The organism is Streptomyces sp. 130 (assembly GCF_007096885.1).
Taxonomy (GTDB): domain Bacteria; phylum Actinomycetota; class Actinomycetes; order Streptomycetales; family Streptomycetaceae; genus Streptomyces.
Map to the genome: position 1 here is coordinate 40859 of NZ_VJNO01000001.1, position 14921 is coordinate 55779.

The window sequence follows — 14921 nt, forward strand, 5'->3', positions numbered from 1 at the left end:
AGCTGGCTCCACCTCAAGAGTGGAAACCGCTGCGATGTGCCGCGCGGCCCGCGGCGGTTGGCTGAGGGCATGAATCACGCAGCCGTACGACTCCGCTCGGTCACCCGGTCCTACGCCGGCAGATCCGGTGCCGTCACCGCGCTCGACGCGGTCAGCCTGGACATCCCCCGGGGCTCCTTCACCGCCGTCATGGGCCCCTCGGGCTCCGGCAAGTCCACCCTGCTCCAGTGCACCGCCGGCCTCGACCGCCCCACCGCGGGCCAGGTGTTCCTCGGCGACACGGAGTTGACCGGGCTGAGCGAGCGCCGGCTGACCCTGCTCCGGCGCAGCCGCATCGGCTTCGTCTTCCAGGCGTTCAACCTGCTCCCCGCCCTGACCGCCGAGCAGAACGTGGCCCTGCCGCTCAGACTGGCGGGCCGCCGCCCCAAGCGCGCCGACATACTCGACGTCCTGGACCGGGTGGGCCTCGCCGGACGCGCCGGGCACCGACCCGGGGAGCTGTCGGGCGGCCAGCAGCAGCGGGTGGCGCTGGCCCGCGCGCTGGTGACCCGGCCCGATGTGCTGTTCGGTGACGAGCCCACCGGCGCGCTGGACTCCACGACCGGCCGCGAGGTGCTGACGCTGCTCCGGACCATGGCGGACGACGGCCAGACCGTGATCATGGTGACGCACGACCCGGTCGCCGCCTCCTACGCGGACCGGGTGCTCTTCCTCGCGGACGGCCGGGTGCGTGACGAGCTGCACGCCCCGGCGGCCGAGGAGATCGCCGCCCGGATGACGCGGATGGGGGCGGTCCCGTGCTGAAGCTGGTCCTCCAGGGCATACGGACCCGCTGGGTCACCCTCGCCGGCTCCTTCCTCGCTCTCGCTCTCGGTGTGGGGATCGTCGCCACGACGGGCCTCGCCCTCGCCGCCACCTTCGGCGGCCCGGACCAGGCGCCGGAGCGGTTCGCCGCCGCGCCCGTGGTGGTGCGGGGTGCGGACCAGGTCCGCGTACGCACGCCGATCGGCGTCCGTACGCAGAAGCTCACCGATCCCCGGCCCGTCCCGGCGGAGGTCGCCGCCCGGCTCGCGGGGCTGGGGCGGACGGCGGTGGACCGCACGTTCCCGGTGTCGGTGGGGAGCGGGCCGGCCGGGGCGGTAGGCCATCCCTGGGCGGTCGCCGCCGCGACCCCGTACCGGCTGCTGTCCGGGCGTCCGCCCGCCACGTCCGGCGAGGTCGTGGTCCCGGCGGGGGAGGGGGCCGTGGGAGACAGGGTCGCCCTCACCACGCCTTCGGGCAAGGAGAAGTGGACGGTGACCGGGACCGTGCGCCCCGCCTCCTTCGAGCGCGCCGTGTTCTTCAGCGGGGCGGAGGCCGCCCGGCTCTCCCCGGGCATCGACGCGGGCGTCGTGCACGCCGACCCGGCCGCCGGGCGCGCGGCCGTGGGCTCCGGCTCGGGCCTGGACGTCCTCACGGGCGACGAGCGGCGCAGGGCCGACCCCGACCCGGACCGGGACGCCGAGGCCCTGGTCTCGGTCAACGCCCTGCTGGGCACCGCCGCCGGCATCACCGCCTTCGTCTCCGTGTTCGTCGTCGCCTCGACGTTCTCCTTCGCGGTGGCCCAGCGCCGCCGCGAGTTCGGCCTGCTGCGCATGGCGGGGGCGACGCCCGGCCAGGTGCGCCGCCTGGTGTACGCGGAGGCCGCACTCGTCGGCGCCCTCGCCTCGGCGGCGGGCTGTCGGCTGGGGCTCTTCGGGGCGCCCCGGCTCGCGTCCTGGATGGTCCGGAAGGGCCTCGCCCCGGCCTGGTTCGCCATCGGGGACCAGGACTGGCCGCTGCACACCGCCTTCTGGACCGGCCTCGCCATAGCCCTCGCCGGAGCGGTCGCCGCCGCCCACCGCGCCGGGCGCGTCCGCCCGGCCGAGGCCCTGCGCGACGCCGCCGTGGACAGCGGCACGATGCCGCCGGTACGGGTGGTGCTGGGCGCCGCCGTCCTGCTCACCGGGGCGGTGCTCGCGGTGCTCGGGCTCGTCCAGGACCCGGCCGGGCTCCTCAAGCGCAAGACGTACACCACGCAGCCGATGCTCCTGATCACCGGATGCGCCCTCTTCGCGCCCGTCCTGGTGCGCCCCGCGATCCGGCTCCTGGCCTGGCTGCCCGCCCGGCTGCCGGGCGCCACCGGGCTCCTGGTCCGGGAGAACGCCTCCGCCGGGCTGCGCCGGACGGCCGCCGTCGCCGCGCCGGTGCTGGTCACCGTCGCCCTGGCCGCCTCACTGATGGGGACCAAGGCCACCATCGACGCGGCCAAGGCGGCCGAGACGCGCGGCCAGGTCACGGCGGACTTCCTGGCCGTCGGCGAACACGCCGGTGTCGCGCAGGAGTTCGCGGACCGCGCCCGCCGCGTCCCGGGCGCCCGGGTCAGCGCCTCGCACGCCACCTCCGTCACCGTGCTCGAAGAGGGCACCGCCCTCATCCGCTCCGACGCCCGGGCGGTGGACCCGGCCGACTTCGCCGCCGTCTCCGCGTTGCCCGTGGTCTCCGGCCGGCTCGCCGACCTGGACGACCGCTCGATCGTCGTCAACGAGGAGTGGGAGACCCACCGGGTCGGCGCCCGCGTCCGCGTCCGGCTCGGCGACGGCCGCGAGGTCACCCTGCGCATCGCGGCCGTGCTCGCCGCCGGCACCGGCGACAACGGCGTCTACCTCACCCCGCGCAACGCGGCGGGCGCCCCCGTCGACCGCGTCGGGATCGCCGTACGCGCCGGGGCCGACCGGCAGGCCGTCGCGCGTGGGCTGCGCGCGGCCGGGCGGGCGACCGGCACCGAGGTGCTGCCCCGTGAGCAGTGGGCCCGGACCCTCGAGCGGGACGGCGGCTCCACACGGACCGGGCTGCTGATGATCCTCGCGATCGCCTTGGTCTACACGGGGATCGCCCTCGCCAACACCCAGGTCATGGCCACGGCTGACCGGGTCCGCGACTTCGCCGTGCTGCGCCTCGCCGGAGCGACCAAGCCCCAAGTGCTGCGGCTGGCCGGGGCGGAAGCGCTGGCCGTGGTCGCGGTGGGCGCGGTGCTCGGCGGGGCGGTGGCCGCGCTGAACCTGCTCGGCGTGCGGGCCGCGCTCGGCCGCCTCTCCGTGCCCTCGGCGGTCGTCGTGCCGTGGGTAGCGGTCGGGCAGGCGGTCGCGGTGAGCGCGGCGCTCGCGGTGGTCTTCGCCGTGCTGCCCGCCGCCCTCGCCCTGCGCACCCGGCCGGTGGAGCTCGCCGGGGCGCGGGAGTAGGGCCGTGCTACCGCCCCGCGAGCGCGGTGACCAGGGCCGTCGCCTCCCCGATCAGGGCCGTCTCGGCCGGGGACATCGTCGGGTTGCGGGTGCGCCGGGCCGCCGCGTCGGCGAGGTGGGAGGCGGGAATGCCGTCGTCGGCGGCCAGACGCGGCACCAGGGCCGTCACCAGCTCCCGCGCCCCGTCCGCCGCCGGGTGGCCGGGGTCCACCGCCACCTGCGCCAGGATCAGCGCCGACATGGCCCGGTCCAGGGCGGGCCGGCCCTCCTCGGTGTTGCTCCAGTCGATGACCGCGGGGCCGTCCGCCGTCAGCACCACGTTGTCCGGGTGCAGATCCAGGTGGAGCACCCGGTCCTCGGGGTCGGGCGAGAGCCGCGCCGGAATGGTGTGCAGATCGGCGAGGAGCCCGGCGAGCAGGCCGGAGCCCTCCTCGGCGCCCATCGCCCCGGACATCAGGGACTCCAGCATCGTCGGACCGTGCAGCCGCTGGAGGACCAGATCGCCGGGCCCGGCCGAAGGAGGCGGCGGACCCAGCCGGGGCACCGGGTAGCCGGAGGCGGACAGGTAGGACATGACCGGCAGTTCCCGGGAGGCGTCCATCCCGTGGCGGTAGCGCCGCAGCACCCACGCCTCGTCCAGTTCGTACACGTCCGCGTCGCGTCCACTGCCCAGCAGTCGGCCTATGCGCATGAGGGGAACCTACTCGGGGGCCGTATACAAAGGGAGTTCGGGGACCGGAACCGGCGCCCCATAACGCGGTGCGATGGGGCGGACGGGATCTCCTGAAGCTGACGTGTACGCGGCTACCTTGGCGGCGATTCCCCCGAAACGCTTCCCCCCAGCAATTCCCCGAAGCGATTCCTCCGAAGCGATTCCCCTGAAGTCAAGGAGAGTTCCGTGGAGAGATCCATGCTCCGCCGGCGGGCCCTGGCCGCGTGTACCGCCACCGTGGCCGTCGGCGCGCTCGCACTCGCCGGGCTGTCCGGCACCGCGTCCGCCGACCCCGCCGCCCCCGCCCCCCCCCCCGCGGCGGACTCCGCCCACCTCTCGCCCGGCCTGCTGAAGGCCATGCAGCGGGACCTCGGGCTCACCGCCACCGAGGCCCGCGGCCGCATCGCCAATGAGTCGCGCGCCGCCGCCCTCACCGCCGGGCTGCGGTACTCGCTCGGTGACCGGTTCGCCGGCGCCCGGGTCAGCGGCGACGACGCGGACCTGACCGTCGCCACCACCGACGCCTCGGACGCCGCCCGCATCACGAAGGCCGGCGCCCGCGCCGAGGTCGTCGACCACAGCCTCGCCGAACTCGACGCCGCCAAGGCCGCCCTGGACCGGGTCGCGCTGCGCACCGCGCCGAAGGACGTGCCCGCCTGGTACGTCGACGTACGCACCAACCGCGTCGTCGTCCAGGCCGGGAAGGCGTCCGCCGCCGACGCGTTCCTCGCGAAGGCCGGCGTCTCCCGCGACCTGGTGACCGTCGCCCGGTCCACCGAGCAGCCCCGGACCTTCGCGGACCTGCGCGGCGGCGACGCGTACTACATGAACGGCTCGGGCCGCTGCTCCATCGGCTTCCCCGTCAAGCGCGGCACCCAGAGCGGCTTCGTCAGCGCCGGGCACTGCGGCCGGCCGGGCACCACCACCAGCGGCTACAACCAGCAGGCCCAGGGCTCCTTCCAGGGCTCCACCTTCCCCGGCCGCGACTACTCCTGGGTCGCCACCAACGCCAACTGGACGCCGCGCCCGCTGGTCAACGGCTACGGCAACCCCGACATCACGGTCACCGGCTCCACCGAGGCGATCGAGGGCTCGTCGGTCTGCCGGTCCGGCTCCACGACCGGCTGGCACTGCGGCACCGTCCAGCAGCGCAACAGCAGCGTCACCTACCAGGAGGGCACCGTCTCCGGGGTGACCCGGACCAACGTCTGCGCCGAACCCGGCGACTCCGGGGGCTCGTTCATCTCGGGCAGCCAGGCCCAGGGCGTCACCTCCGGCGGCACCGGCAACTGCTCGCAGGGCGGTGTGACGTACTTCCAGCCGCTGAACCCGGCGCTCCAGGCGTACGGGGTGACCCTGGTCACCAACGGCTCCACCACCCCGCCGGACCCGACCGACCCGCCGACCAACCCGGGCGGCACCTGGGCGGCCGGCACCACCTACGCGGCCGGTGACGTGGTGACGTACGGCTCGGCGAGCTACCGCTGCCTCCAGGGCCACCTGGCCCAGCCCGGCTGGACCCCGCCGAACGTCCCGGCCCTGTGGCAGGCCCTGTAACCGCGGAACACCCCCGCCCCTCAGGCGATCGAGGAACGGGCCCGGGGCGACCGACACCGCCCCGGGCCCCCGCACCGCGCACGTGACCCTTCCCCCACCACCCCGAGGAGTCCGCCAGCCATGCCCCCCGTGACCCCCGAGAGCAACGAGCCCACCGCCGAAGCCGCAGGCGGTCCGGCGATCAGCCGCAAGTCCCTCCTCAAGGCGGCCCTCGTGGCCACCGCCGTGCCGCTGTTCGCGGGCGGCGGGGTGGCGCTGGCGCGCGACGCCGGGAACACCGGCCGGCCGCTCGCCCCGACCCCGGACTGCGACGACGGCGACGAGCCGACGCACGACCAGATCGAGGGCCCGTACTTCAAGCCCAACTCCCCGCTCCGCACCAGCCTGGTGACCTCGTCGACGCCCGGTGTCCCGCTCACCGTCAGCGGATACGTCTTCGGGCGCGAGTGCCGTCCGATCCCGGGCGTGCTGCTGGACTTCTGGCAGGCCGACACCAACGGCGCGTACGACATGAGCGGTTACGCCTTCCGCGGCCACCAGTTCACCGACCGGAACGGCGCGTTCACGCTCACCACGATCGTGCCCGGCCTCTACCCCGGCCGCACCCGGCACATCCATGTGAAGGCCCAGGCCCCCGGCTCGGGCATCCTCACCACCCAGCTGTACTTCCCCGGCGAGCCGCGCAACAGCACCGACATGCTGTACGACGCGGCGCTGCTGATGAACGTGCGGGCGGTCGGCTCCGGCAAGGAGGGCACCTTCGACTTCGTCCTCGACGTCGCCCAGGACCCCACGGACCCGACCGATCCGCCCACCGACCCGACCGACCCGCCGACCAACCCGGGCGGCACCTGGGCGGTCGGTACGTCCTACACCGCGGGAGACCGCGTCACATACGGCGGGGTCGCCTACCGCTGTCTGCAGGCTCACACCGCCCTGACCGGCTGGGAGCCGCCGAATGTCCCCGCGTTGTGGGAACGCGGGTAGACAGGCAGACGGCCGGGCGGCCGTAACCGCCGCGCCACGCGCCCCGGGCTCTCTCCCCGGGGCGCGTACGGCGCACGGCCCGGGCCGGAGGGGGTTCGGTCCCGGGCCGTTCCGGCTGTCATGCCGCGACTGTCACGTTCCGGCCGCCACGCCGCGGCTCTCACGGCCCGGCCGCCATGCCGCGGCTCTCACGTCCCGGCCGCCATGTCGCGGCTCTCACGGCCCGGCCGCCACGCCGCGGCCGGCCGTCGTGGCTCTCATTTCGCGTCCGAGTAGCGCTCCACCACCGCCGTGGTGAACGGGAAGCGCACCGGTGTGTCCCCGAAGGCCGTCCGGCCGGCCACCTCGGCGGCCTCCCGGAGCGCCGCCAGGACCGCGTCCGTCTCCGCGAGCGGGCAGTGCACGATCACCTCGTCGTGCTGGAAGAAGACCAGCTCGGCCCGGAGCCCGCCGGCGGCGACCGCCCGGCGCAGGGCCGCCAGGAGCAGCAGCGCCCACTCCGCCGCGCTGCCCTGGACCACGAAGTTCCGCGTGAACCGGCCGCGCGCCCTCGCGTCCGTCGAGGCGTAACCGGGGATGTACTCCGAGGGCCGCCCGGCCTCCTCCTGCGGGATGCCCGCCTCCCCGTCCTCCCCGTGCCCGGCCGCCGGCGGACTGGTCCGGCCGAGCCACGTACGTACGAGACGGCCCTCCTCGCCCGCCTTCGCCGCGTCGTCCACATACGCCACCGCGCGCGGGAACCTGCGGCGCAGCGCCGCCAGATTCTTCAGGCCGTCCCCGGAGGTCTGCCCGTAGACGGCGCCGAGCAGCGCGATCTTGGCGTGGTCGCGGTCGCCGTGGAAGGCGCGGTCGGACAGCGCGGTGTAGAGGTCGCCCTCATGGCCCGCGACCTCCATCAGCCCCGGGTCGCGGGAGATCGCGGCCAGCACCCTCGGCTCCATCTGGGCGGCGTCCGCGACGACGAGCCGCCACCCCTCGTCCGCGACGACGGCCCGCCGGATCACCTTGGGGATCTGGAGCGCGCCGCCGCCGTTGGTCGTCCAGCGCCCGGTGACCGTGCCGCCCGGCTGGTACTCGGGGCGGAAGCGGCCGTCGCGCACCCAGTCCTGGAGCCAGGCCCAGCCGTGCGCGGTCCAGATCCGGTACAGCTTCTTGTACTGGACGAGCGGCCGGACCGCCGGGTGGTCCAGGGTCTCCAGCTCCCAGCGGCGCGTCGAGCGGACCTTGATCCCGGCCTGCGCGAAGGCCCGCACCACATCGGCCGGCAGGTCCGGGCGCACCCGGCGGCCGAAGGCGGCGGACACCTCGTCGGCCAGCTCGGCCAGGCGCCGGGGCTCGCCGCCGCCCGCGTACCGCTCGCCGAGCAGCTCGTCCAGCACCTCGCGGTGGACGTCGGCCCGCCAGGGCAGGCCCGTCCGGCTCATCTCGGCGGCGACCAGCATCCCCGCCGACTCGGCGGCCGTCAGCAGCCGCATCCGCTCCGGCCGGTCCGTCGCCCCGTGGCGCGCGAGCTGCGCCGCGTACACCTCGGTCAGCGCGTCGAACGGCAGCTCCGGGCCCGAAGGCGGCTCGAACAGGGACGACTGGGAGCCGGGCTCCGCGGCCCTGGGCGGCGGATCGGGAGGCACCGGGCCGCCGCGCAGCCGGGCGAGCGCGGCGGCGGCCGAGCGGGGCTCACCGAGCCGGCCCTCGTGGCCGAGGAGCAGGGATTCCGCGGCCTCCACGTCGTAGGCCCGCTCGACCCGCACCCCGGCGGCCAGCAGCCGGGGATAGACCCCGGCGGTCGAGCGCCACACCCAGCGGGTCACGTCCGGCCGGGAGCGGACCGCCTCCGCGAGGTCCGGCTCGGTCAGGACCGGGCCCGCCGGCCGGCCGGAGCGGTCCAGCGGGGCGAGGCGCGCGCCCCCGCCCTCCGTGACGGCCAGCGCCCAGCGTTCGGTCATACGGCCGAGTCTGGCACCCGGCACTGACAACGGCCGGAAGCCCGCGTTTCGTGCGCACGTTCGATATCCACAGCCTGTGGACGGCGGACCGGCGACCGCGGGCGCCTACCCTGACCTCATGGAATCGGTGATCGACCAGGCGTTCGCGGCTGCCCTCTACACGGAGGGCGACGCCGGTCTCGACACCGGCGCCTCGCTGCTCGCCGCCGCCCCGCGGGCCGACGCGGAGCTGGTGCGCCGGGGTGAGGAGTTCGTCCGCCGGGCCTGGGAGCGCGGCTGGCTGCCCGCCGACGTCGTCCGCCTCGTCCGCCGCGATCTGGACGAGCACGCGGCGGGCCTGGCCGCCGGGCTCATCGCCGCCGAGGTCCGCCGCTACCAGGAGCTGCCGGCGCGCTGGCGGTCCCAGCTGGACGAGCTGCCCGCCGCCCCGCCCCCGGGCCGGCCCGACCGGTTCTCGTACGCCTCCGCCCTCCTCGCGCTCTACCGCCTGCTGCTCGCACTCCCGGCCATCGAGCCCGTCGGGCCGCCGCCGGGCGCGGCGCGCGAGGCCCTGACCCGGCCGCCCGCCGCAGGGGAGCCCCGCATGCTGACCCGCATCCGCGCCCTGCTCGCGAAGGCGGAGGCGACCGGCTACCCGGAGGAGGCGGAGGCGCTGACCACCAAGGCGCAGGAGCTGATGGCCCGGCACAGCATCGACGAGGCCCTGCTCGCGGCCCGTACGCACGGCGACCGCACCCCCGGTGCCTGCCGGATCGGGGTGGACGCCCCGTACGAGACGGCCAAGGCGATCCTGCTCGACGCGGTGGCCTCGGCGAACCGCTGCCGGGCCGTGTGGAACAGCGACCTGGGCTTCACCACGGTCGTCGGCTTCGAGGCGGACCTGGAGGCCGTCGAACTGCTCCACACCTCGCTGCTCGTCCAGGGCACGGCCGCGATGACCCGGGCGGAGGCGGGCCAGCGGGCCGGCGGGCGTAAACGGACCAAGACGTTCCGGCAGTCCTTCCTGATGGCCTACGCCCAGCGCCTGGGCAGCCGTCTCGCCGACGGCACCGCCCGCGCCACGGCCGAGGCGGAGAACGCCGCAGCCGAGGCGGAGGGCGACACGGCCGCCGACACCGCGCTGCTCCCGGTGCTCGCCGCCCGCGACCTGGCGGTCACCGAGACCGCCGAGCGGATGTTCCCCCGCACCACGACCACCCGGGTCAGAGGTGCGACGGACCTGGACGGCTGGACGCACGGCACCCGGGCGGCGGACCGGGCACGGATGGGCGGGGAGTCACGGGGCATCAGGGGCTGAGTGACCACCGGGCAGATCCTGATCCACCGCAACTCGGGCAAAACGGAAATTCCGGTTAGGCTCGGCACATGAGCTGGCTCCGGGCGCTGAAGGAGACCGCCCGCTCCGGCCTGAAGATCGAGCGGCGGCGCCTCGAACCGCTGATCGCGGTGCGCGGCGCGGTCGGGCTCGCGCTGGTCATCGGGGCCGGCCTCGCGCTGTTCGGTCCGGCGGTCGCCGCCAGCTCGGCGTTCGGCGCGTTCCAGGCGGCCATCGCCACCTTCCAGCGCAGCTGGCGCCCCCGCCCCGTCCTCGCCCTGGTCTCCGGCGTCAGCCTCGGCGTCTCCACCTTCCTGGGCTATGTGACCGGGCCCCATCTCCCGCTCTTCCTGCTCCTCCTGGTCGTCTGGACCTTCCTCGCCGGGCTCGCCTGGGCGGCGGGCCCGACCGGCGGCATCATCGCCGCCTCCAACGTCGCGATCATGCTCGTCACGATCACCCTGCCGACCTCCGCCGCGCAGGCGGCCCTGCACGGCGCGATGATCATGTTCGGCGGGGTCGTCCAGGCGGCGCTGATCGTGCTCTTCCCGATCCGCAGATGGGGCGCCCAGCGCGACGCGCTCGCCGACGCGCTGGCCGCCGAGGCCGACTACGCGCGACGGCTGCGCCACGACCCGGCCGCTCCCTTCGACCCGGTGCCGCTGATGCTCGCCCGCCGGGCCGCCGCCGTCACCGCCCGCGAGGCCCGCCGCCGCCCCGCCGAACTGCACGGCTCACGCGGGGCCGCCGAGCGCATCAGACCGGTGCTCGCCTCGCTCGCCGACCCGGCCATGGGCGTGCCCGCCGAGGGCCCCGAGCGCGACCGCGTCCGCGAGCTGCTGGCCGCCGCCGGATCGCTGCTGGACGCGGCGGCCCGGGCGATCCGCAAGGGCGCCCCGGTCCGGCTGCCCGCAGCGGCCGTCGCCGCGCTGCGGACCCCCGACACCGGGGCCCTGCTCACCGGCCCGCCGCTGCGCGCCGCCGACCGGCTCACCGCCCTCCTCTCCGACGTCATCGAGGCCGCCGAGGGCGACGGCACCAGGGAGGAGCGGGCCGGGGCCGAGCGGGCCGCCGACGCGCTCAAGGACAGCCGCCCGCCCGCCGAGCACCACCCGCGCCCCGGTCTGCTGCGTCTCGCCCCGGTCATCCTCAGGGCGATGCGCCGCGAGGTGCACCACGGCTCCCCGATCCTGCGGCACGCGATCCGGATCGCCTCCGTCGCCGCGGTCGGCTACCTCCTGGGCCGCCTGCTGCCGTTCGGCCACGGCTACTGGGCGCCCATGGCGGCGGTGATGGTGATGCGCCCGGAGTTCTCCCAGACGTACTCCCGCGCGGTCGCCCGGTTCGGCGGCACCCTCGTCGGCGTGTTCCTCGCCTCCGCGATCGTGGAGACCGCGCACCCGCGCACCGGACCGCTCGCCGCCCTCGCCGTGGTCTGCGCCCTGCTGATGTACCTGCTGATGCGGACCGGCTACGCGGTCGCCCAGGCGTGCGTCGGCGCCTACGTCGTCTTCCTGCTCGGCATGGCCGGTGACAACCTGGGCCAGACGGTGTTCGAGCGGGTGCTCCTCACGCTGGCCGGCGGGCTCCTGGCGATGATCTCGTACGCCGTCTACCCGGCCTGGGAGACGCCGCGCCTGCGCACCCGGCTCGGCGACTGGCTGAAGACGGACGGCCGGTACGCGGCGGCGGTCCTCGACCAGTACGCGGACCCGGCCGAACGCGGCCAGGACGATGTGCGCCGCGCCCTGCTCGCCACCCGCGAGGCCCGGGTCGCCTGGCAGGAGGCGGTGGCGACGGCCCGGCACGAACCGGTGCGCCACCGGGGCCTCTCGCACGCCGCCGCCGACGCCACCCAGCACTCCCTGGCCCAGTTCGGCCGGGTCGCGATGCTTCTGGAGGCCCATCTGCCCCGCGGCGGGGCCGCGCCCGTGCCCGGGGCCGCCGCGCTCGCCGACGCGCTGCGCCGGGCCACGGACCGGGGCGCCAAGGCGGTGCGGGAGCGGCGGGTGCCGGACTGGACGCCGGTGCGGGAGGCGCTGGAGCGCTGGGAGGCGGAGTGCCGGGCGCGCGAGGAGGAGGCGGAGGGCGGGGCGCCGCCCGCCGCCGGACTCGTACGCAACAACGCGGCCCTGCTCCTCGACGCGCTGGAGGACTTCTCGCGGGGGCTGGCCACATGACCCCGCGGCGTCACGAGGCCGCGGCCCGCGGCGTCACGGCGTCACGGCGTCGGCAGGTCGGGCAGGTCGGGGAGGTCGGAGAGGCCGGGGAGATCGGCGATGCCCTTCAGCGAGTCCGCGTCGGTCTTCGCCAGGGTGTCCTTCGCCCCCGCGTCCCACGAGATCACGACGGTCTCGCCGTCGTTGGACTCGACGGCCCCCATCGTCCGGGCGGTGTCGCCGTCGGCGCACTTCAGGTCCAGCATCAGCTTGCCCATGTCCGTCACGGTGCCCGTGCAGACGTGGGACTCGGCGACGACGACGGCCTTCCCGGCGGCGACGGACAGCACCACCGCCTTGCCGTCGGTCTTGCCCGCCCAGGCGCCCTCCAGCGCCTTCGCGTCGCCGGCGGAGCCGTCACCGGAACCGCCGTCCGCACCGGAGGGCGCCTCGCTGCTCGCGCCCGCCGTCGGGCTCGCGTCGGCCCCGGAGTCCTTGCCCGAGTCGCCCTTGTCGCCGTCGCTTCCGCAACCCGTGAGCGCCAGCGCGGTCAGCAGACCGGTGGCGAGGACTGCGCCGGTACGTGCGATCTTGTGCATCTGGAATTCCCCCTGGAAGACGAATGGCCATCCAAGCTACCAGTGGGTCGCGAGGGGCACCGAGAAGTCAACTCCCCGGAACGGGAGCCGGAAGGGCCGTTCACACGTCTTAGCCGGCAAGAGCTGTAATCGCGGCGACACCCCGCGTGCACGTGCATCTGCCCGTGCATCCGCTCATGCATCGAGAATTGAACACAGCTATGATCCGGGACAGTTGACACTTGCACCTTGCAACTCGGGGAGCGTCCTGTGCACCACGTGTACAACGGCATGGCGGCCACAGAGCTTCGCGGAGTCGTCTGGCAGAAGAGCAGACACAGCAACTCCCAGGGGTCTTGCGTGGAGTTCGCGAAACTGCCCGACGGAGGTGTGGCGATGCGCAATTCGCGCCACCCGGACGGGCCGGCGCTGGTCTACACACCGGCCGAGATAGAGGCGTTGCTGCTCGGTGTGAAGGACGGCGAGTTCGACCACCTCGTGGGCTGACGGCCGGGGCGTTCCCGTAAGCCGCGGCCCGCACACCCCGCCCCGTGCACCACAGAGGGCCGAACCCCGCAGGCGTGCGGCGGGATTCGGCCCTCGGGCGGTGTGCCACGCGGTGCGCCGACCGGCCGCACCGCCCCCGTCACACCGGGTCGGACAGTCTGAACAGCGCCCAGACGACCTTGCCCCGGGAAGCCGCCGCGCCCGGCGCGCCCCCGGTGGTCAGTACGGGCGAGGGGTGCCACCCCCAGCAGTCGCTGAAGGACTCCACCAGGAACAGCCCCCGCCCCGACTCGGCGGAGTCCGCCGCCTCGGAGGCGACCGGGCTCGCCTGGCTCGGATCGCGCACCGCGCACACCAGCCGCGAGGTCCAGCGCATCAGGTGCAGCCGTACCGGCGGCTCGTGGGGCTCGCGCGGGATGTCGTCCGGCAGGGCGTGCCGCAGGGCGTTGGTGACCAGTTCGGAGACGACGAGCGCGACGTCGTCGAAGCGCTCGCTCAGCCCCCATCCCCCCAGCGTGGCCCGGGTGAACCGCCGTGCTCCGCCGACCGCTTCGTAGTGCGGCGGCAGGGTGCAGGTGGCCGACCCGGAGACGGCCGAGGGGTCGATGGGAGGAAGCCCCTGCCGTAACGGCTCGAGCATCGTCGATCCATTCGTCCCCATGCGAGGCACTCCCGGGAATCGCGGCTGGACCGGTACTCCGTACCGGCGACAGCGGCACAACACGAACGAGAACGCAGGTGCGCGGGCTCCATGGTTCCGAATGCGCACAGCAGATGCAAGGGCAGATGCACGTGCACGCGCCGGACCTGTCCGACCCCGTCCGGTTCTTGGTCATTTCTTCCCGGCCCCGGTTTCGGCGTCTTCCCAAGCTCTTCCCATTTCCGTAATCGAATGAGTACGGGGAGAAGCGTTTTGGTGGCAGAATCCGGCACTTGGGGTTCAGGGGGAGCCTCGAAGCCAGGAAGCGATGGGGAGGGTTGGACCAGTGGCGGCAGGCGAGTCGAGTGGGTCCGTGGTGCGGCGCATCCTGCTGGGCTCTCAGCTCAGGAGACTGCGTGACTCGCGAGGCATCACGCGCGAGGCGGCCGGCTACTCGATCCGGGCCTCCGAATCGAAGATCAGCCGCATGGAGTTGGGACGGGTGAGCTTCAAGGCCAGGGACGTCGAGGATCTGCTCACGCTCTACGGCGTCACGGACGAGGCGGAGCGCGACTCCCTGCTCGCCCTGGCCCGTGAGGCCAATGTGGCGGGCTGGTGGCACAGTTACGGGGACGTGCTGCCCGGCTGGTTCCAGACGTACGTCGGTCTGGAGGGGGCGGCCTCGCTCATCCGCATCTACGAAGTCCAGTTCGTGCACGGGCTGTTGCAGACCGAGGACTACGCCCACGCGGTCGTCTCCCGGGGCATGCGCGGCGCGCCCCCCGCCGAGATCGAACGCCGCGTCGCCCTGCGCCTGGAGCGGCAGAAGGTCCTCGTCTCCGAGCGCGCCCCCCGCTTCCACGCCGTGCTGGACGAGGCGGCGCTGCGCCGCCCGTACGGCGGACGTGAAGTGATGCGGGCCCAATTGCGGCATCTGATCGACATGTCGGAGCAGCCGAACATCACGCTCCAGGTGATGCCGTTCAGTTTCGGCGGGCACGCCGGCGAGAGCGGGTCCTTCACCATGCTGCGATTCCCGGAATCCGATCTGTCGGACATCGTGTATCTGGAACAGCTGACAAGCGCGCTCTATCTGGACAAGGACGAAGAAGTCGCCCAGTACGAAAAGGCGATGACGCGACTCCACGAGGAGAGCCCCGGCCCGGAGGAGAGTCGTGACCTGCTCCGAGGACTTCTCCAACTCTCCTGATTTTTCAGTACGATGGCGCTCCTACAGGAGTCTGCACCTGAGTTAAGGGATCG

The 14921-nt window shown here is 74.5% G+C and carries 12 protein-coding genes; 8 read left to right on the forward strand and 4 right to left on the reverse strand.

From position 1 onward, the window contains the following. The first annotated feature begins 69 nt into the window (after positions 1-69). Positions 70-804, forward strand: a complete 735-nt coding sequence (locus FKN01_RS00215) for an ABC transporter ATP-binding protein (protein ID WP_143615631.1) — start codon at positions 70-72, stop codon at positions 802-804. After that, a complete protein-coding gene (locus FKN01_RS00220; RefSeq protein ID WP_143615632.1) occupies positions 798-3260 on the forward strand; it encodes an ABC transporter permease in 2463 nt (820 codons plus the stop codon). Before FKN01_RS00215 ends, FKN01_RS00220 begins: the two co-directional genes overlap by 7 nt. A 7-nt stretch (positions 3261-3267) precedes the next feature. On the opposite strand, the gene FKN01_RS00225 is transcribed toward FKN01_RS00220, so the two are convergent. Then, positions 3268-3951: a phosphotransferase gene (locus FKN01_RS00225; RefSeq protein WP_143615633.1), complete on the reverse strand. Its 684-nt coding sequence runs from the start codon at positions 3949-3951 to the stop codon at positions 3268-3270. A gap of 219 nt (positions 3952-4170) precedes the next feature. On the opposite strand from FKN01_RS00225, the gene FKN01_RS00230 reads away from it, so the two are divergent. Both FKN01_RS00230 and FKN01_RS00235 read left to right on the forward strand, forming a co-directional pair. Further along, positions 4171-5529, forward strand: coding sequence for an alpha-lytic protease prodomain-containing protein (locus FKN01_RS00230; protein ID WP_143615958.1), 1359 nt, complete (start codon positions 4171-4173; stop codon positions 5527-5529). A gap of 120 nt (positions 5530-5649) precedes the next feature. Next, on the forward strand, positions 5650-6516 hold the full coding sequence (locus tag FKN01_RS00235; protein WP_143615634.1) for a carbohydrate-binding protein: 867 nt from the start codon (positions 5650-5652) through the stop codon (positions 6514-6516). 257 nt (positions 6517-6773) lie between these two features. On the opposite strand, the gene FKN01_RS00240 is transcribed toward FKN01_RS00235, so the two are convergent. Then, a complete protein-coding gene (locus tag FKN01_RS00240) occupies positions 6774-8459 on the reverse strand; it encodes a bifunctional 3'-5' exonuclease/DNA polymerase (RefSeq protein WP_143615635.1) in 1686 nt (561 codons plus the stop codon). 118 nt (positions 8460-8577) lie between these two features. Between FKN01_RS00240 and FKN01_RS00245 the strand changes: the two genes are divergently transcribed. Both FKN01_RS00245 and FKN01_RS00250 read left to right on the forward strand, forming a co-directional pair. Next, entirely contained in the window at positions 8578-9756 is a 1179-nt protein-coding gene (locus FKN01_RS00245) for a DUF2786 domain-containing protein (RefSeq protein ID WP_143615636.1), read from the forward strand. Positions 9757-9824: 68 nt separating this feature from the next. Next, on the forward strand, positions 9825-11954 hold the full coding sequence (locus tag FKN01_RS00250) for an FUSC family protein (protein WP_143615637.1): 2130 nt from the start codon (positions 9825-9827) through the stop codon (positions 11952-11954). A gap of 41 nt (positions 11955-11995) precedes the next feature. On the opposite strand, the gene FKN01_RS00255 is transcribed toward FKN01_RS00250, so the two are convergent. Continuing rightward, positions 11996-12532 (reverse strand): hypothetical protein, encoded by a 537-nt coding sequence (locus FKN01_RS00255; protein WP_143615638.1) that lies wholly within the window; start codon positions 12530-12532, stop codon positions 11996-11998. Between the two features lie 249 nt (positions 12533-12781). Between FKN01_RS00255 and FKN01_RS00260 the strand changes: the two genes are divergently transcribed. Next, on the forward strand, positions 12782-13018 hold the full coding sequence (locus FKN01_RS00260; protein WP_111330080.1) for a DUF397 domain-containing protein: 237 nt from the start codon (positions 12782-12784) through the stop codon (positions 13016-13018). Positions 13019-13157: 139 nt separating this feature from the next. On the opposite strand, the gene FKN01_RS00265 is transcribed toward FKN01_RS00260, so the two are convergent. Next, on the reverse strand, positions 13158-13658 hold the full coding sequence (locus tag FKN01_RS00265; RefSeq protein ID WP_143615959.1) for an ATP-binding protein: 501 nt from the start codon (positions 13656-13658) through the stop codon (positions 13158-13160). 328 nt (positions 13659-13986) lie between these two features. Here FKN01_RS00265 and FKN01_RS00270 point away from each other — a divergent pair, with 328 nt between their 5' ends. Then, on the forward strand, positions 13987-14868 hold the full coding sequence (locus FKN01_RS00270; protein WP_143615639.1) for a helix-turn-helix transcriptional regulator: 882 nt from the start codon (positions 13987-13989) through the stop codon (positions 14866-14868). Positions 14869-14921: the final 53 nt, after the last annotated feature.